Here is an 18,891-nt window from a genome sequence, read left to right as displayed (position 1 = left end):
GGCCCGGCCCCGCGGCGACGCGGTCCCGAAGTGAGCGGTTCGTACGGTGGGCAGACCCGGACTTCGCGGAACGCCCGACAAGTGTGGAAGGAACGCAAGGCGTTGACTGAGCAGTTGCGACTGATGGCGGTGCACGCCCACCCGGACGACGAGTCCAGCAAGGGCGCGGCCACCATGGCCATGTACGTCGAGCAGGGCGTGGACGTGCTGGTGGCCACCTGCACGGGGGGCGAGCGCGGGTCGGTCCTCAACCCCAAGCTCCAGGGGGACCGGTACGTCGAGGAGAACATCCACGAGGTGCGCCGCAAGGAGATGGACGAGGCGCGGGCGATCCTCGGCGTCAAGCAGGCCTGGCTGGGCTTCGTGGACTCAGGCCTGCCCGAGGGGGACCCGCTGCCGCCGCTGCCCGAGGGCTGCTTCGCCCTCCAGGACGTCAAGGAGGCCGCGGAGCCGCTGGTCCGGCTGATCCGCGAGTTCAAGCCGCAGGTCATCACGACCTACGACGAGAACGGCGGCTACCCGCACCCGGACCACATCATGACCCACAAGATCACCATGCTGGCCTTCGACGCCGCGGGCGACCCGGACGCCTACCCGGAGGCCGGCGAGCCCTGGCAGCCGCTCAAGCTGTACTACAACCACGGCTTCCCGATGGGCCGCATCCGGGCCCTCCACACGTACCTCACCGAGCACGGCCACGAGTCGCCGTACGGCGAGTGGATCGAGGGCTGGGAGAAGAGCGGCCGCAAGGAGCGCGAGATCACCACCCGGGTCCGCTGCGACGACTGGTTCGAGACCCGCGACCGCGCGCTGATCGCCCACGCGACCCAGATCGACCCGGACGGCCCGTGGTTCCGCGTCCCGCTGGAGGTCCAGCGCGAGGTCTGGCCCACCGAGGACTACGAGCTCAGCCGTACCCTGGTCGACGTGGACCTGCCGGAGGACGACCTGTTCGCCGGCCTGCGCACGCCCACCCTGGCGGCCGAGGCCGCCGACACGCGCGACTGAACCACCCCCCGATGGCCCGGCTCCCCGTGAGCCGGGCCACCATAGAGATATGAGTGCCTCCGTGAACCTCGTCCACCTCGCCGCTGACCTCGCCGTCGACGACGCCAAGGTCACCCCCGGCCTCCTCGGCTTCGTCGTCTTCGCCGCCCTCGGCGTCGCGACCTGGTTCCTGGCCAAGTCGATGAACCGGCAGTTCAAGAAGGTCGACTTCGTCGAGCAGCCGGAGGCTCCGAAGGAGTGAGCCGACGGGCCGGTCCCACGGGGCCGGCCTTCGGTCCGCCGGATTCGGCCCGGCCCGGTTCGGCCTGCCGTCGGGCGCGCGGCGCCGGTCAGGCCGCCGCGCCGGTCAGGCCGCGGCCCCGATCAGGCCGAGTTGGGCCGCCCGCACGCCGGCCTGGAACCGGGAGCCCGCGTCGAGCCGGGTGAGCAGGGCGGCCACGTGCCGACGGTAGGTGCGCACCGACAGGCCCAGCTCCCGGGCGGCCCGCTCGTCGGTGTAGCCCCGGCTGATCGCCTGTAGGACGCGCACGGAGCATTCGTCGGCCGTCCAGCCCCGGTGGTCGGGCACGAGGCCGGTGGACTGGGTCCAGACGGCGTCATGGAGGAGGGAGATGGCTCGGACGGCCTCCCGACCGGAGATCACGGTGAGTGGCGCGTTGCGCTCCGAGGCCAGCAGGCCGACCAGGCCGTCGGTGATCACGGCGGTGGGCAGCCCGCAGGGGGAGACCCGGATCTGCGCCCCGGCGGTGGCGAGCTCGGTCAGTTTGGCCAGCGCCTCCTCGTCCTGGAGCAGCGTGCCGGTGACGAGCATCCTGACCTCACCTCCCCGGGCCAGGAGTTGGGTGTGCAGCCGGTCCAGGAGCGGGTCGTTGAACTCGTGCGGCCCGTCGGCGTAGCTGGTCTGGGCCCTGACCACGCGGTGGCCGCACTGCTGGATCAGGCGCGCGGCGACCGAGCGGGCGTCCTCGGGGGCCGCGTCGGGGCGGAGGCCGTACGCCACGCCTCCGGAGAGCCGGCCGGCCATCTCCGCCACCTGCAGTGCCAGGTCGCGCAGCGCCGGCAGGGTGGGAGAGCTGAGGTTCTCTAACGACTGCCCGATGCTGGTCAAGTGCCTCTCCGCGGGTCCGTATGGCCGAGCTCGTCCGGGCGCGCGCGGCGGCCCGGCGGTCGGCGGTGGTGGGGAGCAACGGTCGGACGCGCGGGGGCTCGGGCGGGCGCGACCTCCGGGCAGTCCAAGGCCGGCCACCGCGGCGAGGGGTGCGGGGCCGGTCCGGTCGGCGCTGTCAGTCCCCGCCGGGGTCCGGGGGCGGCGAGCCCGCGGACGTGGTCAGGACGTCGACCGGGGCAGCTGCGAACACCTGGCGGACGATTCTCATGACGGTCCCCCCTCAAGTCCTTCTCGTTGTCGGTCCGTGATCGACCGCAACCACTCCAGCATGCCCAGCCACAGACGCCATTTCCCATCCGCCTGGGCTATCTTCTTTCGGCCTGCACAAATCCGCCAGAGGGACGGAACGTGTCAAATCGGGAATTTCCGGGCGTGGTTCGTGCGCCGCTCGGCGAATCCGTCGAAATCCTCTACGACTTCACGCTCCGGCAGTCCTCTCCGCCGACCCTCGCCGAGGCGGGGCACGATCTGAACCTGACCGACAGTCAATACAAAGTTGCGGTAGCGGAATTACTCGGGCTGAAGCTGCTGCAGGCCGGTGCCGCCGACGCCGGGCGGCTGGTGGCGGTGCCCCCGGAAGCCGCCCGCATCCGGATGCTGGCACCGGTGCTGCAGGATCTGGCGCGGCGGCAGCGGGAGGCCGACCGGCTCTGGTCCACCTACACCGGCACGGCCAGGGCGCGGAGGTGCGGACCACCAGCAACGACTTCGCGCGCCTGATGATCTTCGATCGGACGGTCGCGTTGATCGAGCTGCGCGACGATCCGCTGAGCGCGGCGGTGGTACGCGATCCGAGCGTGGTCGACTTCATGTACGCGGCCTTCGAGTTCGCCTGGTCGAGCGCGCTGCCGCTGTCCCCCGGCTACGACCGCAGCATGGTGGAGACAGCGTCGGACGACACCAAGGCGATGATCATCAGCCTGCTGGTGGACGGCGTCGACGATCGCGCGATCGCCCGTCGCCTCGGGATCTCCATGCGCACCTGCCAGCGCCACATCTCCGGGATCATGCGCGGCTCGGCGCGAAGAACCGGCTGCACGCCGGCTACCTCCTGCACCAGCTGCAGGACCGCGAGATCCACTGATGGGTGTTCCCGGTGGGACCCATCCGCCCGGCAACCGGTCCGGCGCCCCGTCATCCGCGGGCGCGGGCGACCGGGACGATGCAGAGCAGGGCGATGGCCGTCACCGCGGCGGTGAAGACGGCGGCGGTGACGAGCAGGGTGGTGGCGCCGAGCAGGAGGCCGGTGCCGACCACTGGCAGGGACAGCCCGAGGTAGGCCGAGGTGAAGTAGCCGGAGACCAGTCGGCCGGCCTGGTCGGGGCGGGCGTTGGCGGAGAGCAGGGCCAGACCGGAGCGGAAGGCGAATCCGGCGGCCCCGCCGGAGACCGCCGCCCCGACCAGGAAGAGCGACAGCGAGACGGCCGGGATCGCCGCGACGACCGACACCAGCCCGGCCGGGAGGACGGCCATGCCGGCGATGACGCCCGTCCTGGGTGCGACCCTGCTGCCCCAGACCTGGGCCAGCGCGGCCGCCGTGAAGGCGGTGCCGGGGGCGACGCCGACCATCAGGTGGTTGGTGATGTGCAGGCCGTCCCGGAGGAAGGTGCCGGCCAGGGCGGCGAACAGGCCGAGCGTCGCGAACGGGCCGAGCGCGGCGAGCGCGGAGTAGGCGAACGCCGTCCGGTGTTCGGCCGGGATGCGCAGGCGCTGCGGGCGGAGGGGGACCGGGCCGACGGCGCGGACGACGGTCTCCGGCAGCGCGAGCACGGCGAACCCGGGCAGGAGCAGGGCGGCCAGCGCCAGGTACGGAAGGAGCATCGGGCCGGGGCCGTACTGGACGAGGACGCCGGAGAGCATCGGTCCGATGCCGAGGCCAGCCATGTTGGTCGCCGAGGCCACCAGGGCCGCCTTGCGCCGGTCGGCCAGCAGCTCGCCGAGGTAGGCCGTCGCCGCGCCGGAGGACAGGCCCACGGCGAAGCCGCACAGCAGCCGCCCGCCCAGGATGCCGGGCAGGGTGGGCGAGACGGCGAACAGGGCGCAGCTGAGCAGGCCCAGACAGAGGGCTGCCAGCAGGATCGGGCGGCGCCCGATCCGGTCCGACATGCCGCCGAACAGCAGCAGCGTGCAGAGCGTGCCCAGCGCGTAGGTGGAGAACACCGCCGTCACCAGCAGCGGGGTGAGCCCGAGCTCGTGCGCGTAGAGCGGATAGACCGGGGTGGGCACGGTGGCGCCCGCGATCAGGGTGCACATCAGCCAGGCCACGACCCAGGCGGCCCGGGGCCGTCGGCTGGGGGCCGGGATGCCCGCGGGGGTTCCCGGTCCCGACCGGAGGGTCTTCTCAACCGCCATGTCAGGCTTGTCCGTGAGGTCCGTCGGCGGTGTAGGACCGGCGCATCGCCCGCTTGAGGGCCTTGCCGGTCACGCCGGTGAACTCCTCGCTCCCCTTGGCGAGAATCCGGTCGGCCGGCAGCAGGGCGGCGGCGGTCAGGGTCTCGTTGATCCGCGTCAACAGCCCGTCCAGGTCGGCGGCCGGGTCGGCGAGGTCGACGGCCAGCACCAGCTTCCCTACGTCCTCCGACTTCACCAGCGAACAGTCCTGGAGCTCGGGGAAGTTGCGCAGGATCAGCTCCTCGGTCTGGGTGCTGTAGACCGTGCCGCGGCTGGTGGTGATGGCGTCCGTGGTGCGGTCGACGTGGTAGAAGCGGCCGTCCTCGTCGCGGAAGGCGAAGTCACCGGTGAGCCAGTAGCCGCGCACCCGGTTCTTCTCGCTGAGCAGCGAGTTGTTCCAGTAACCGGCCGTCACCGTAGGAGACTTGAGGCCGAGTCGGCCGACCGCGAACGGGCCCAACGGTTCGTCCCGGTCGTCGAAGACCTGGGCGTCTATCCAGGCGAACGGGCGGCCTATGCAGCGGCCGTAGCGGTCGCTGGTCGGCGTGTGCACCTGGCGGAACATGGCGAAACCGAACTCGGACGAGCCGAAGTTGTCGATGAACAGGGACCCGGGCTGCCGCTGCCCCGAGCGGTCGGTGTGGTTGCCGAGCGCGACCAGCTTGCGGATGTGCTGCTCGTGGTTGGCGTCGCCGGTGCACATCCAGTACGAGATGGAGGCGAAGTCCGCCGGGTCCGGGTCCAGTCGGCAGAGGTCGACGAAGACCTTGGGGAATCCGACCACCAACTGCGGGCGGAAGGTGGCGAACCGCTCGACCAGTCGCTGCGGGGAGCGCTCGGTGGCGAGCATGACGTCCAGGCCGCGCAGCACACCGGACATCAGCACCGAGATCGCCGAGGCGTGGCTCTGCGGCAGCACGGACAGGATGCGCTCGCCGAGGTCCGCGTCGGCCTGCTGCCTGATGCCGAAGAAGAAGCCGAAGTGGTTGAACTGCACGGCCTTCGGCACGCCGGTGGTGCCGGAGGTGTGGGCGATCAGCACCGGGTCGTTCTCGGTGTGCTGGAAGTACGTGACCTGGTCCGGCGAGTACGGGTCCGCCTCGTAGTACGGCAGGTCCAGCGCGTCCTTGGCGAGCCGCTCGGGGTCCGAGACCACGGCCACGGCGCCGACCCGCTGGATGAAGGCGCGGGCGGTCTCCGGGTCCAGCGAGCTGTTCAGGAAGACCGGGATCGCTCCGAGCTTGTTCAGCGCGATGTAGTGGATCAGGTACCGCACGCTCTCGTCGAGGAAGACGGCCACCGGATCCTTGGCCCGGATGCCGTCGTTGTGGAAGCCGGCCGCCACCCGGTCGGTCAGTTCGTCCAGCGCGTTCAGGGTGAACCCGTGCACCTGCTCGCCGTCGAGCGTCAGGTACGGCACGTCCAGTTCGATCCGGCTCTGCGCGGCGCCTCTGGTCGCGGCCGCGGCCAGACGGAAGAGGTTCCCGGCCCCGAGTCGGGGGTCGTCAAGCAGACCACTGCTCATTCTTCGCTGTCGCCCCTCGTCGCGAGCCAGTGCCGCAGGCCGGCCTGGATGTCGTCAGGAATGGGAACGGCCCGGTGCGTCTCCAGGGAGGTGAACACCAGGACCGTCTTGAACCGCGCACGCACCTCGCCGGCCTCGGTGCCGCGGTACTCGTAGCCGATGGTGAGCGACTTGGTGCCGATCCGCTCCACCGCGAGCTCCAGCGTCAGGCTGTCGCCGAGGCGGCTGGGTGCGAGGAAGTCGCACTCCAGCCGGACGGTCGGCACGCCGAGCAGGCGCTTGGTGAACAGTGCGGCGTAGTCGACGCCGAGGCAGCCGCTGAACCAGGCCTCCTGGACCTCGTTCAGCAGTACCAGGTACTGCGGGTAGAAGACGATGCCGGCGGGGTCGCAATGGTGGAAGAAGATCCGGCGTTCCAGCCGGAACCGCCGGCCTTCCGGTTCTTGACTGGCCGGCTGCATGACCGCCTCTCCTTCTCCGAGCTCGATCTTCGCTGCCACTCTCACCCGGCTCCCGGCGACCCGGCTCGCGGCTGGCAGGAAGTTGCCATTCCCCGCCCGTGCCGCTGGCAGGAAGCGGTCGAATCGAATGTCTGATCGCTCCCGGACCCGAGGGTGGATCGTCAAGTCTCCGGAGGAGCCATGGACGCATCGATCCCATCCGCGCACGTCGACACCTTCGCCCGCGACCGTCTTCCGCCGGTCGAGGAGTGGCCCGAGATCCTCGTCGACCTGCCCGAGCTGCGTTACCCGCAGCGGCTCAACTGCGCGGCGGAGCTGCTCGACGGGACGATCGGCCGGTTCGGCGGGGACCGGCCCTGCCTGTTGGACCAGGCGGGCACGGTGTGGTCCTACGAACAGGTCGCCGAGCTGGTCAACCGGACGGCCGAGGAGCTGGTGCACGGCCACGGCCTGCGGCCGGGCAACCGGGTGCTGCTGCGCGGGCCCAACTCGCCGTGGCTGGCGATCTGCTGGCTGGCCGTGATGAGGATGGGCGGCGTCGCCGTCACCACCATGGCCCTGCTGCGCGCCGTCGAGCTGCGCGAGGTGATCGCCAAGGCCGAGGTGCGGTTCGCGCTGTGCGACGAGCGGTTCACCGAGGAACTGGAGCTCGCGGCCGGGGACGACCTGACCGTGGTCCGGTACGACGTGCACGACGGCGGCGAGCTCGGGCGGCAGGCCAAGGCCCGTACGGGCGTGTTCCCGGCCGTGCCGACGGCAGCCGACGACGTGGCGCTGATCGCCTTCACCTCGGGTACCAGCGGTGTGCCGAAGGCCACCGTGCACTTCCACCGGGACGTGCTGGCCATCGCGGACACCTTCTCCGCCCGGGTGCTCCGGCCCGAGCCGACCGACCTGTTCGCCGGCAGCCCGCCGCTGGGCTTCACCTATGGGCTCGGCGGTCTGCTGATCTTCCCGCTGCGTGTGGGCGCGGCCAGTCTGCTGCTGGAGGAGACCACGCCGGACAAGCTGTTCCGGGCGGTGGCCCGGCACCGGGTGAACGTGCTCTTCACCTCGCCCACGGCCTACCGCCGGGTCCTGGACACCCTGGACGACTACGACCTGGCCAGCCTGCGACTGTGCGTCTCGGCCGGCGAGACGCTCCCGCTCGCGACCTGGCAGGCCTTCGAGCGGGCCACCGGGCTGCGGCTGGTCGACGGCATCGGCTCCACCGAGATGCTGCACGTGTTCATCTCGGTCGCCGACGAGGACATCCGGCCGGGCGCCACCGGCCGGGCGGTCCCGGGCTTCCGCGCGCGGGTCGTGGACGAGAGCGGGGCCGAGGTGCCGGACGGAGTGCCGGGCCTGCTGCAGGTGAAGGGCCCGACCGGCTGCCGCTACCTGGCGGACCCCCGCCAGCGAGCTCAGGTCCGGGACGGATGGACGCTCACCGGTGACGTCTTCATCAAGGATGCCGACGGCTACTTCTGGTTCCAGGCGCGCTCCGACGACATGATCGTCAGCTCGGGCTACAACATCGCCGCGCCCGAGGTGGAGAACTCGCTGCTGCGGCACCCGGCCGTCGCGGAGTGCGCGGTGGTGGGCGCGCCGGACCCGGCGCGCGGCGAGATCGTCAAGGCGTACGTGGTGCTCGCGGCCGACCACCAGCCGGGAGAGGAACTCGTCGCCGCACTGCAGTCCTTCGTCAAGAGCGACATCGCGCCGTACAAGTACCCGCGCGCGATCGAGTTCACCGCCGACCTGCCGCGCGGCAACACCGGAAAGCTCCTGCGCAGCGCCCTGCGGAAGTGAGCCGCACGGGGAGCCCGACCGGGGCGATCCCCGTCCACCGGGTGATGGCGCTTGAGCGGACAGCGGACAGCGGACAGTGGCCGAGCGGACGGACACGCGTGGGTTCCGCCGTCGGGCTCGGGGCACTGTGAGAGGCTGGGTCGCATGAACCGGTTGGCTGGTGTGACCTCGCCGTATCTGCTTCAGCACGCCGACAATCCGGTCGACTGGTGGCCCTGGGAGCAGGCGGCCTTCGACGAGGCGCGGCGGCGCGGCGTGCCGGTGCTGCTGTCGGTCGGCTACGCGGCTTGTCACTGGTGCCATGTGATGGCACACGAGAGCTTCGAGGACGCCGAGCTCGCCGAGTACCTCAACGAGCGGTTCGTCGCGGTCAAGGTGGACCGGGAGGAGCGGCCCGACGTCGACGCCGTGTACATGGAGGCGGTGCAGGCCGCGACCGGGCAGGGCGGGTGGCCGATGACGGTGTTCCTCACCCCCGACAAGGAGCCGTTCTACTTCGGCACCTACTTCCCGCCGCGGCCCCGGCACGGCATGCCGTCCTTCCGGCAGGTGCTGGAGGGCGTGGACGCCGCCTGGCGGGACCGGCGGCAGGAGGTCGGCGAGGTCGCCGGACGGATCCGGGCCGAGCTGGCCGAGCGGGCCGCCGTCTACTCGGCCGGCGCCCACCACCCGCCCGGCGAGGCCGACCTGCACCAGGCGCTGGTGACCCTCAGCCGGGACTTCGACCAGAACCGCGGCGGCTTCGGCGGCGCGCCCAAGTTCCCGCCGGCCATGGTGCTGGAGTTCCTGCTGCGCCACCACGCCAGGACCGGCTCGGAGGCGGCGCTGGAGATGGCCGTCCGCACCGGCGAGGCGATGGCCCGCGGCGGCATCCACGACCAGCTCGGCGGCGGCTTCGCCCGGTACGCGGTGGACGCCGGCTGGGTGGTGCCGCACTTCGAGAAGATGCTGTACGACAACGCGCTGCTGCTGCGCGCCTACCTGCACCTGTGGCGGGCCACCGGATCGGGCCTCGCCCGCCGGGTCGCGCTGTCCACGGCGGACTTCCTGCTGCGCGAACTCCGCACGCCCGAGGGCGCGTTCGCCTCGGCGCTGGACGCCGACAGCCTGGACGAGGAGACCGGGCAGACCGCCGAGGGCGCGTACTACGCGTGGGAACCCGGCCAGTTGGTCGACCTGCTGGGCCCCGCCGACGCGGCCACCGCCGCCCGGCTGTTCACCGTCACCGCCGATGGCACCTTCGAGCACGGCACCTCGGTGCTCCAACTCCTCGCCGACCCCGAGGACTTCGCCGAGTACGAGACGATCCGGGCACGGATGGCCGAGGCCCGGACGGCCCGGCCCGCCCCGGCCCGGGACGACAAGGTGGTCGCCGCCTGGAACGGCCTGGCCATCGCCGCGCTCGCCGAGACCGGCGCACTGCTGGACCGCCCCGACCTGGTCGAGGCCGCCGAATGCGCCGCCGACCTGCTGCTCGCCGTCCACCTCACCCCCGAAGGCCGGCTGCTGCGCACCTCCCGGGACGGTCGGCCCGGCGCCAACGCCGGTGTGCTGGAGGACTACGCGGACACCGCCGAGGGCTTCCTCGCGCTGTACGCCGTCACCGGCGAGGCCTCCTGGCTCCAGCTCGCGGGCGGCCTGCTCGACACCGTGCTCAAGCACTTCACCGACGAGGCCTCCGGCGCGCTCTACGACACCGCCGACGACGCCGAGGAGCTGATCCGCCGCCCGCAGGACCCGACCGACAACGCCACCCCGTCCGGCTGGACGGCCGCCGCCGGCGCGCTGCTCACCTACGCCGCGTACACCGGCTCCGACCGGCACCGCACGGCCGCCGAGCGGGCCCTCGGCGTGGTCGGCGCGCTCGCCGGCCGGGCACCGCGGTTCATCGGCTGGGGCCTCGCCGTCGCCGAGGCGCTGCTCGACGGGCCGCGCGAGGTCGCCGTGATCGGCCCGGACGGCGACCCGGCCACCGCGGCGCTGCGGCGGGCCGCGCTGCTCGGGACGGCGCCGGGGGCGGTGGTCGCGGTCGGCGCGCCCGGGGAGTCCGAGGTGCCGCTGCTGGCCGACCGGCCGCTGATCGGCGGGGCGCCCGCGGCGTACGTCTGCCGGCACTTCGCCTGCGACGCCCCGACCACCGATCCGGCGGCGCTGGCCGAGAAGCTGGGCACGGCGGTCGAGTAGGCAAATCCTTGGCGCACCGGTCCGGGCCTGGCCCACCATGGGTCATGACCTGGACCTTCAGCACCTCCCTCGACGAGTTCCGCGACCGGGCGGGCGCCTTCCTGGCCGCCCGCCCCGCCGAGAACACCGTCCTGCTCACCATCGCCACCGGCTCCCCTCACTCCCAGTCCCAGCGGATGCCCAGCAGGCACGGCCGCAGCGCCGTCGCGACCAGGTGGACGCAGTGGTGGCCGTCGAGGGTGAGCTCCTCGGTCTCGTACGGGGCGGCGCCGGGGGAGTGGCGGGCGAAGCGGTGGCAGCGGACGGGGAGGGCGGCGGGGTGGAAGGTGACCTGGAGGACGTACTGGCCGGCGCCGGCGTTGAAGCCGCGGACGTACTCGCAGCTGGGCTCGGGGGAGGGGGCGTCGTCGAAGCCGTAGCCGAGCAGGTGGGTGTCGCCGGCGCGCAGGCGGCGGTCGAGGAGGAGTTCGGCGGCGAGCAGGTGATGGGCCTGGTCGCGGCGGATGCGGCCGGGGCGGCAGTTCTCCTCGGCGCGGACGCCGACGCGGGTGATGTCGCTGCCCGGGTCGCCCTGGTAGAGGGCGAGGTAGCGGTCGATGCCGTCGCGGTGGGCGCGCAGGGCGTGCTGGGAGTCGCGGCGGGCGAGCTGGCGGTCGGGGCCGACCCGGATGCGTTCGATGTGGGTGATGGTGTGCAGCCCGGTGTCGCGCGGGCCGGCGAGGGTGGCGAGCAGGCCGTCGACGGCCACCGCGGGGGAGATGAGGTCGCGGTAGGGGCGGACGGGCGGGCCGGTCGGGGCGGGGTCGGCGGCGCGACGGGGGCCGAGCAGCCGGGTGAGGGAGTGTTCGGGCAGGTCGAGGACGTCCTCCAGGGCGGCGACGGCGCGCAGTGACTCGGCGCGTTCCGGTCGGCGGCGCCCCTGCTGCCAGTAACTGAGGCTGGTGAGGCCGATGTTGACGCCGCGCAGCGCGAGGTGGCGGCGGACGCGGTGCAGGGCGAGGCCCCGGGTGGAGATCGCGGTGCGCAGGGCGAGGTGGAAGGGGCCGGTGCGCAGGGCGGTGGCGAGGTCGGCTGGGTCGCTCTTGTGGATGGCGGCCTCCTGGGGGGCGGGGCAGGGTCCGGCTCGGGGACGGTTCGGGGAACGGTTCGGGACGCACCGGCTTTTGACCGTGAATATTCACATCGGTACGGAGGTTTGTCACCGGTGCCGGCCTGCTGCGCGGGGGTTTCGCGGGCGCCGTTCACATCCGCGCCCGTCCGTTCACACCTCGCTCCTGGCCCCACCGAGAGCCGTTGACCCGTACCTGACGAGAGGTGATGCTCGGGGCGCGATCCGGACCGCGCCCCCACACGGCACCTCGCTCCACTCGTGCAAGGAGGCACTTCCCCCATGCCAGTTCCACGAATACGGCTGCGCCGCGCGGTCTCCGTGCTCGCCCTCGGCGTGCTGGGCCCGGCGCTCACCGCCGCGGTGGCCGCACCCGCGATCGCCGCCCCCGCCGCACCCGCGATCGCCGCCCCGGCCGCGCACCAGGACCGGGCCGCCCACCAGGTCCGCCAGGCCGCCGCGCCCGGCAGCACGGCCGACCTGGCCGGCACCTACAAGAAGCTCAACATCACCATGCAGCAGCAACAGCAGACCAACTGGTGCTGGGCGGCGAGCGGGAACACCATCGCCACCTGGTTCGGCTACAACTACAGCCAGAACCAGTTCTGCAACGCCGCGTTCGGCCGGGCCGCCAACTCCTCCTGCCCCAACAGCCAGGCCACGCTGGCGGATGTGCAGAACGGGCTGAACTGGGTCGGGATCAACCCGGGCTCGTACGTCAACGGGTACCTGAACTACGGCACCGTGCAGTCCGAGGTGAACGCCGACCGTCCGATCGAGACGCGCATCCAGTGGAGCTCGGGCGGCGGTCACATGCACGTCCTGTACGGCTACGACACCGGGAACAACTGGGTCTACTGGGGCGACCCGTGGCCCTCCAACTACCGCTACAACTGGGCGGATTACTGGTACTACGTGAACAACTCCACGTTCTCGTGGACCCACTCCCTGTACCGGATCGGCGCGTGAGGGCGACCATGACCGAGACCACGGGCCGCCGTCGGGCCGCCACCACCGTCACCGTCGTCGCCGCCGCCCTGCTCACCGCCGGCCTCGCGTCGGCGCTCGCCCCGGCCGCGTACGCGGACTCCCCGTCCGCCCCGGACCCGGTGCCCGCCGCCGAGCTGGCACAGGCCCGCAGCGCGGTCCAGGACCCGGCCGTCCTCGACAAGGTCGGCCACTTCTTCGCCCGCAAGGGCGTCCCGCCGACCCGGCAGCTGACCATCGGCGCCGCCGAGGAGGCCCGGGCGGCGAGCGCGGCCGCGCCGCGGCTGGCCGGCGACACCGTGCCGGTGTACCTCCTGGACCCCGGTTTCGTGGCCGGCACCCCGGGCGCACCGGTGGCGAAGGCCGAGTTCACCGCCAGCAAGGTGGTCGCGGCGGACGGGCAGAGCGCCTCGGTCTGGACCGTCCGGCAGGGCGGGGCCTGGAAGGTGGTCAACATCGCCTCGGGCGGTGACGAGAGTGACTACGCGGCGAAGGCGGCGGGCAGCGGGGGCGGCACCGCCTTCCGCGAGCCGCAGGTCAACGCCTGGTACGTGCTGCGCGACGGCCGGGTGCTGCCGCTGGACGACGAGGCCCTGCGCTCGGTGGGCGCGGGCGGGGTCACGCTGGCCGCGTACCAGCAGCTCGTGCACCAGCGGTACGGGGACAAGCTGCCCGGCTCGGCGTACGACCGGGCGGGCAGGGGCGGCGGCTACGAGGCGGACGCCGCGGCTCGGCCCGAGGCGGTGTCGCAGCCCGTGGCGGCGGCCGCGCGCGGCGGTTCGCCGCTACCGGCCGTGACGGCGGTGGCCGCCCTGGGGGCCACTGCGCTGGTGGGCGCGGGCGCCGTGCTGCGGCGGAGGGCGGGCGTCCGACGCGGCTGACGGCGGGCGGGGCCCGGTCGTCGGGCCGGGCTCGCTGCCCGCCGCCCATGCCGTACACACAGCTCGGCCACGCGCGCGCAAGAGAACAGCGGGAGTGTCGGACCCGGCTCTCGACCAGGCGGTCGAGGGCCGGGTCCCGGCGTTCCCGGGGAGGCCTTGGGCGGCCCCGGTTCCGGCCGCCGGCCCGGGTGTGGCGGCAGGGCTCGGACACGCTCCGTGATGTGTCCTGGAAGTGCTGCTTCCGCACGAGGAATTGACGCAACGTTGATCTGTCGTTCGCCGCCCCTGGGCAGTCGGCCATGACTGACGGTAGATACCATGTGGCAATCGGTCAGTGCTGGCCGACGCGTGCCGAGAGCGGAGAAGAGGTGGGGCGGCGGGAGCCGACCACGAGCCCGGCACCGGGAAAGGGGACCGAGGTGGCCGACGCGGACGACAAGCAGATGAGCGCCCAGGTGTGGGGCTCGGCGGTGGTGGTGGGATCGGCGCTGGCCGTGGTCGCGGCCTATCTGATCGACGGCGCCCCGCTGGTCCTGGCGGTCGCCGGGATCGAGACCGTGTTGCTCATGGTCTACGTCGCCCGCCGCTGGCGCGCCCTGCACGGCGGGTCGGCCCCGGTCCGGCACCGCCCGCACCGCGGCACCCCGGACGCCGCGCACTGCGAGCGCTGCCGCCGGGCCCGCGAGGCGCTGGACGCCCGGGAGGCGCGGGCCCGTTCGGCCGGCGCGGTCCGGCGTTCCGGGTCCGCGACGTTCCCGACCCCGCCCGGCGTGCCGGGCGAGCCGCACCGGCCGTCGCCCGAGCCCTCCCGGGAGTCGCACGGCGAGCTCCACCGCGCGCACGGGGAGCCGCACGGCGCGCACGGCGAGCTGCACCACGCGCACGGACTGCTGCAGGACGGGGGCCCGCAGTCGGAGCCCGGTGGCGCCGACCACCCGGCCTACTCGCGCCGTCCGCAGATCCGGGCCCCGTACGAGCGGCCCTGGACGGCGGAACGGGCGGCCGGCCGGTCCGTGGACCGTTCGACCGCCCGTCGGGGTGCGCCGGGGTCAGCCGGCCGCGCTGTACGCCACCAGTGAGACGCCGACGTACTGGACGATGAACGCGCCCAGGGTGAAGGCGTGGAACACCTCGTGGAACCCGAACCAGCGCGGTGAGGGGTTGGGCCGCTTGAGCCCGTACACCACGCCGCCGATGCTGTAGAGCACCCCGCCGACGATCATCAGCACCAGGACGGCGACGCCGCCGGTGCGCAGGAAGTCCGGCAGGAAGAAGGCGGCGGCCCAGCCCAGCGCGAGGTACACCGGCGTGTACAGCCAGCGCGGCGCGCCGACCCAGAACACCCGGAACGCGATCCCGGCCAGCGCGCCGCCCCAGACCGCCCAGAGCAGCAGCTGCTGGGCGGCGCCCTCGAGCAGCAGCATCGTGAACGGCGTGTAGGTGCCGGCGATGATCAGGAAGATGTTCGCGTGGTCCAGCCGGCGCAGCACGGCGTCCCCGCGCGGTCCCCAGTCGAAGCGGTGGTACACCGCGCTGACCCCGAACAGCAGCCAGGCGCTGACCGAGTAGATCGTGCAGGCGATCTTGGCGGGCGTGGAGTCGGCCAGGCAGATCAGCACGATCCCGGCGGCCACCGTGGCGGGGAACATCCCGGCGTGCAGCCAGCCGCGCCACTTCGGCTTGCTCTCCGTGAGTGCACTCTCCGCGAGCGCAGCAGCAGTCATGCGCAGCATGCTACCCGCTACCTACGGATCCGTAGGTTACTGACGCGTAGGAAGTGGCGATCATCACCGTTGGACGTTTTGGAGTAATTGAAGTGTGGCGCCGCACACTCCGTCCGGGGTTCGGGTGGCGTGTTACTCGCCAGTAATCATACTAGCTGTAGTAAAAGATGCGTCAATTTCGACGCTTCGCCGCGTTCCGGCCGTGGGTCCGGAGCTACGCTGCAAGCACCCTCAGACCCCCGCGACGCCGTCTCCTCGCCGAGATGGCGTGAAACGGAGCGATCGTGTCGTACGAGATCTCTGCTCTCAGCGCATCCGCGCCCACCCGCCACAAGCAGCTGCTCGCTTGGGTGAGCGAGATCGCCGAGCTCACCCAGCCGGACCGCATCGAGTGGTGCGACGGTTCCGACGAGGAGTACCAGCGCCTCGCGGACCTGCTGGTGGCTCAGGGCACCTTCAAGAAGCTCAACGAGGAGAAGCGCCCCAACTCCTACTACGCCGCCTCGGACCCCACGGACGTGGCGCGCGTGGAGGACCGCACCTTCATCTGCTCCGAGCAGGAGAAGGACGCCGGACCGACCAACAACTGGAAGGCCCCCGCCGAGATGCGGGAGCTGTTCCAGGGCGAGCAGGGCCTCTTCCGCGGCGCGATGAAGGGCCGCACGATGTACGTCGTGCCCTTCTCGATGGGCCCGGTCGGCTCCCCGCTGGCCGCGTACGGCGTCGAGATCACCGACTCCGCCTACGTCGCCGTCTCCATGCGCGTGATGACCCGCATGGGTCAGGCCGTGCTGGACCAGCTCGGCGAGGACGGCGACTTCGTCCGGGCCGTGCACACCGTCGGCGCCCCGCTGGCCGAGGGCGAGGCGGACGTGCCGTGGCCGTGCAACACCACCAAGTACATCTCGCACTTCCCGGAGACCAAGGAGATCTGGTCCTTCGGCTCGGGCTACGGCGGCAACGCCCTGCTCGGCAAGAAGTGCTACGCGCTGCGCATCGCCTCGACCATGGCCCGCGACGAGGGCTGGCTGGCCGAGCACATGCTCATCCTGAAGCTCACCCCGCCCAACGGTGAGGCCAAGTACGTCGCGGCCGCCTTCCCCTCGGCCTGCGGCAAGACCAACCTGGCCATGCTCCAGCCGACGGTCCCGGGCTGGAAGGTCGAGACGATCGGCGACGACATCGCCTGGATGCGCTTCGGCGCCGACGGCCGCCTGTACGCCATCAACCCCGAGGCCGGCTTCTTCGGCGTCGCCCCCGGCACCGGCGTGGACACCAACGCCAACGCCATCGACACCCTCTGGGGCAACACCGTCTTCACCAACGTCGCCCTCACCGACGACGGCGACGTGTGGTGGGAGGGCCTCACCGAGGAGCCCCCGGCGCACCTGACCGACTGGCGCGGCAACGACTGGACCCCCGAGTCCGGCACCCCGGCCGCCCACCCGAACGCCCGCTTCGCCGTCCCGGCCGCGCAGTGCCCGACGATCGCCCCGGAGTGGGAGGACCCGGCGGGCGTGCCGATCTCGGCGATCCTGTTCGGTGGCCGCCGCGCGACCGCCGTCCCGCTGGTGACCGAGTCCTTCGACTGGCAGCACGGCGTCTTCCTCGGCGCCAACATCGCCTCCGAGAAGACCGCCGCCGCCGAGGGCACCGTCGGCGAGCTGCGCCGCGACCCGTTCGCGATGCTGCCGTTCTGCGGCTACAACATGGGTGACTACTTCGCCCACTGGCTGAAGGTCGGCGCCCAGGCCGACGCCGCCAAGCTGCCGAAGATCTACTACGTCAACTGGTTCCGCAAGGACGCCGAGGGCAAGTTCGTCTGGCCCGGCTACGGCGAGAACAGCCGCGTGCTCAAGTGGATCGTCGAGCGCCTGGAGGGCACCGGCGAGGGCGTCGAGACCCCGATCGGCGTGCTGCCGACCGTCGAGGGCTTCGACCTCGGCGACCTGGACCTGTCCAAGGAGGACCTCGACCTGCTCTTCACCGTGGACGCCGACATCTGGCGCCAGGAGGCCGCCCTCGTGCCGGCCCACCTGGAGACCTTCGGCGACCACACCCCGAAGGAGCTGTGGGACGAGTACCGGAACCTCGTCGCGCGTCTCGGCTGAGCCTGAGCCTCAGCCGCGAGAGAGGCGGGCGCGCGGCACGAACCGCGCGCCCCGCCGAGCGGCAGGACGGCCGGAGTTCCGCCGGGCGATCTTTCCCCGACCAAGGAGATCGCCCGGGCCGGAGCTCCGGCCGTAGTGTTTTCGCGGACGCGGCCGGTGACGTCCGTCCGCGGCCGGACGCGACCGCCTACTGCTGGACGTAACCGCCGAGGAAGTCGCCGATCCGGGTCACCGCGTCGGTGATCTCCTCCGCCCGGGGCAGCGTGACCAGCCGGAAGTGGTCCGGCTCGGGCCAGTTGAAGCCGGTGCCCTGGACCAGCAGGATGCGCTGGGAGCGCAGCAGGTCCAGCACCATCCGGGCGTCGTCCTTGATCTTGTGGACCTTGGGGTCCAGCCGGGGGAAGGCGTACAGCGCGCCCTTGGGCTTGACGCAGCTGACCCCCGGAATCCGGTTCAGCAGCTCGTACGCGGCGTCGCGCGAGGCGTGCAGCCGGCCGCCGGGCAGCACCAGGTCGCGGATCGACTGCCGCCCGCCGAGCGCGGCGGCCACCGCGTGCTGCGCGGGCATGTTGGCGCACAGCCGCATCGAGGCGAGCACGGTCAGGCCCTCGATGTAGCTGCGGGCCCGGTGCCGGTCGCCGGACAGCACCATCCAGCCGGAGCGGAAGCCCGCGACCCGGTACGCCTTGGACAGTCCGTTGAAGGTGACGCAGAAGAGGTCCGGGGCCAGGGTGGCCAGCGGGACGTGTTCGGCGTCGTCGTAGAGGATCTTGTCGTAGATCTCGTCCGCGTAGACCACCAGGTCGTGCCGGCGGGCGATCTCCGTGATGCCCTCCAGCACCTCGCGCGGGTAGACCGCGCCGGTGGGGTTGTTCGGGTTGATCACCACGATGGCCCTGGTCCGGTCGGTGACCTTGGACTCGATGTCGGCGAGGTCCGGGTACCACTCGGACTGCTCGTCGCACCGGTAGTGCACCGCGGTGCCGCCGGCCAGCGAGACCGAGGCGGTCCACAGCGGGTAGTCCGGGGCCGGGACGAGCACCTCGTCGCCGTCGTCCAGCAGTGCGGTCATGGCCAGCTGGATCAGTTCGGAGACGCCGTTGCCGAGGAAGACGTCGTCGACGCCCAGGCCGTGCAGTCCGCGCTCCTCGTAGTGCATGACCACCGCGCGGCGGGCGGAGAGCAGGCCCTTGGAGTCGCCGTAGCCGTGGGCGTCGGCGAGGTTGCGCAGGATGTCCTGAAGGATCTCCGGGGGCGCCTCGAAACCGAAGGTGGCCGGGTTGCCGGTGTTGAGCTTGAGGATGCGGTGGCCCTGTTCCTCCAGCCGCATCGCCTCGTCGAGCACCGGGCCGCGGATGTCGTAGCAGACATTGGCGAGCTTGCTGGACTGGATGACCTGCATGTCCGCCTACTTTAGGGGTACGGAGGGCCCGTGCGGTGGGCCTTCGGAGGGGTGCTTCCGAGGGTCTGAGCAGCCCCCTTGGATCGGCAGGCGGGGGTGGCGGGCGGCCTTCCGAACCAGCAGTCGAATGTCCGGAATGCTCCTGTACGC

General features: G+C 72.2%; 17 protein-coding genes. 10 read left to right on the top strand and 7 right to left on the bottom strand.

From position 1 onward, the window contains the following. Nucleotides 1-102 precede the first annotated feature (102 nt). Both mca and ACZ5OX_RS15920 read left to right on the top strand, forming a co-directional pair. Nucleotides 103-1,008, top strand: coding sequence for a mycothiol conjugate amidase Mca (gene mca, locus ACZ5OX_RS15925; protein ID WP_449791175.1), 906 nt, complete (start codon nt 103-105; stop codon nt 1,006-1,008). A 49-nt stretch (nt 1,009-1,057) separates the two neighbouring features. Continuing rightward, entirely contained in the window at nt 1,058-1,249 is a 192-nt protein-coding gene (locus ACZ5OX_RS15920; protein ID WP_355255494.1) for a hypothetical protein, read from the top strand. 105 nt (nt 1,250-1,354) lie between these two features. Here ACZ5OX_RS15920 and ACZ5OX_RS15915 read toward each other — a convergent pair whose 3' ends face one another. Continuing rightward, nucleotides 1,355-2,116 carry a helix-turn-helix transcriptional regulator gene (locus ACZ5OX_RS15915; RefSeq protein WP_465630358.1) on the bottom strand — a complete coding sequence of 254 codons (762 nt, stop codon included), beginning with the start codon at nt 2,114-2,116 and terminating at the stop codon, nt 1,355-1,357. A 408-nt stretch (nt 2,117-2,524) separates the two neighbouring features. Here ACZ5OX_RS15915 and ACZ5OX_RS15910 point away from each other — a divergent pair, with 408 nt between their 5' ends. Together ACZ5OX_RS15910 and ACZ5OX_RS15905 are read left to right on the top strand one after the other, a co-directional pair. After that, entirely contained in the window at nt 2,525-2,896 is a 372-nt protein-coding gene (locus tag ACZ5OX_RS15910) for a hypothetical protein (protein ID WP_465630357.1), read from the top strand. Further along, complete coding sequence (locus tag ACZ5OX_RS15905) at nt 2,863-3,375, top strand: hypothetical protein (RefSeq protein ID WP_465630356.1); 513 nt, start codon at nt 2,863-2,865, stop codon at nt 3,373-3,375. The genes ACZ5OX_RS15910 and ACZ5OX_RS15905 overlap by 34 nt, the downstream gene beginning before the upstream one ends. Here ACZ5OX_RS15905 and ACZ5OX_RS15900 read toward each other — a convergent pair. From ACZ5OX_RS15900 to ACZ5OX_RS15890, 3 genes are read right to left on the bottom strand one after another with little or no spacing between them, the layout of a single operon-like run. Next, nucleotides 3,311-4,528, bottom strand: coding sequence for an MFS transporter (locus tag ACZ5OX_RS15900; RefSeq protein WP_465630355.1), 1,218 nt, complete (start codon nt 4,526-4,528; stop codon nt 3,311-3,313). The genes ACZ5OX_RS15905 and ACZ5OX_RS15900 overlap by 65 nt on opposite strands. Before the next feature lies 1 nt (nt 4,529). Next, entirely contained in the window at nt 4,530-6,092 is a 1,563-nt protein-coding gene (locus ACZ5OX_RS15895) for a class I adenylate-forming enzyme family protein (protein ID WP_465630354.1), read from the bottom strand. Beyond that, nucleotides 6,089-6,553, bottom strand: coding sequence for an acyl-CoA thioesterase (locus ACZ5OX_RS15890; protein WP_449791170.1), 465 nt, complete (start codon nt 6,551-6,553; stop codon nt 6,089-6,091). Before ACZ5OX_RS15890 ends, ACZ5OX_RS15895 begins: the two co-directional genes overlap by 4 nt. Nucleotides 6,554-6,733: 180 nt before the next feature. Between ACZ5OX_RS15890 and ACZ5OX_RS15885 the strand changes: the two genes are divergently transcribed. Next, nucleotides 6,734-8,344 (top strand): AMP-binding protein, encoded by a 1,611-nt coding sequence (locus tag ACZ5OX_RS15885; protein ID WP_465630353.1) that lies wholly within the window; start codon nt 6,734-6,736, stop codon nt 8,342-8,344. 144 nt (nt 8,345-8,488) lie between these two features. After that, nucleotides 8,489-10,528 (top strand): thioredoxin domain-containing protein, encoded by a 2,040-nt coding sequence (locus tag ACZ5OX_RS15880; protein WP_465630352.1) that lies wholly within the window; start codon nt 8,489-8,491, stop codon nt 10,526-10,528. A 157-nt stretch (nt 10,529-10,685) separates the two neighbouring features. Here the strand turns inward: ACZ5OX_RS15880 and ACZ5OX_RS15875 are convergent, their stop codons facing one another. Next, nucleotides 10,686-11,618 (bottom strand): hypothetical protein, encoded by a 933-nt coding sequence (locus tag ACZ5OX_RS15875; protein WP_465630401.1) that lies wholly within the window; start codon nt 11,616-11,618, stop codon nt 10,686-10,688. 300 nt (nt 11,619-11,918) lie between these two features. On the opposite strand from ACZ5OX_RS15875, the gene ACZ5OX_RS15870 reads away from it, so the two are divergent. The 3 genes from ACZ5OX_RS15870 to ACZ5OX_RS15860 all read left to right on the top strand — a co-directional run bounded on the left by ACZ5OX_RS15870 (nt 11,919) and on the right by ACZ5OX_RS15860 (nt 14,583). Beyond that, complete coding sequence (locus ACZ5OX_RS15870; protein ID WP_465630351.1) at nt 11,919-12,605, top strand: papain-like cysteine protease family protein; 687 nt, start codon at nt 11,919-11,921, stop codon at nt 12,603-12,605. 8 nt (nt 12,606-12,613) lie between these two features. Next, nucleotides 12,614-13,504 carry a hypothetical protein gene (locus tag ACZ5OX_RS15865; RefSeq protein WP_465630350.1) on the top strand — a complete coding sequence of 297 codons (891 nt, stop codon included), beginning with the start codon at nt 12,614-12,616 and terminating at the stop codon, nt 13,502-13,504. Between the two features lie 419 nt (nt 13,505-13,923). Continuing rightward, nucleotides 13,924-14,583, top strand: coding sequence for a hypothetical protein (locus ACZ5OX_RS15860; RefSeq protein WP_465630349.1), 660 nt, complete (start codon nt 13,924-13,926; stop codon nt 14,581-14,583). On the opposite strand, the gene trhA is transcribed toward ACZ5OX_RS15860, so the two are convergent. Continuing rightward, a complete protein-coding gene (trhA, locus tag ACZ5OX_RS15855) occupies nt 14,554-15,228 on the bottom strand; it encodes a PAQR family membrane homeostasis protein TrhA (RefSeq protein WP_449791164.1) in 675 nt (224 codons plus the stop codon). The genes ACZ5OX_RS15860 and trhA overlap by 30 nt on opposite strands. A 284-nt stretch (nt 15,229-15,512) precedes the next feature. Between trhA and ACZ5OX_RS15850 the strand changes: the two genes are divergently transcribed. Further along, nucleotides 15,513-17,339 (top strand): phosphoenolpyruvate carboxykinase (GTP), encoded by a 1,827-nt coding sequence (locus ACZ5OX_RS15850; protein WP_465630348.1) that lies wholly within the window; start codon nt 15,513-15,515, stop codon nt 17,337-17,339. A 187-nt stretch (nt 17,340-17,526) separates the two neighbouring features. Here the strand turns inward: ACZ5OX_RS15850 and ACZ5OX_RS15845 are convergent, their stop codons facing one another. After that, nucleotides 17,527-18,741, bottom strand: coding sequence for a pyridoxal phosphate-dependent aminotransferase (locus ACZ5OX_RS15845; protein ID WP_392873777.1), 1,215 nt, complete (start codon nt 18,739-18,741; stop codon nt 17,527-17,529). Between the last annotated feature and the right edge of the window lie 150 nt (nt 18,742-18,891).

It is taken from the genome of Kitasatospora sp. NPDC032121, assembly GCF_055580145.1.
The sequence above is the reverse complement of the archived record's forward strand: the minus strand, read 5'-3'. Positions and strand labels throughout refer to the sequence as shown.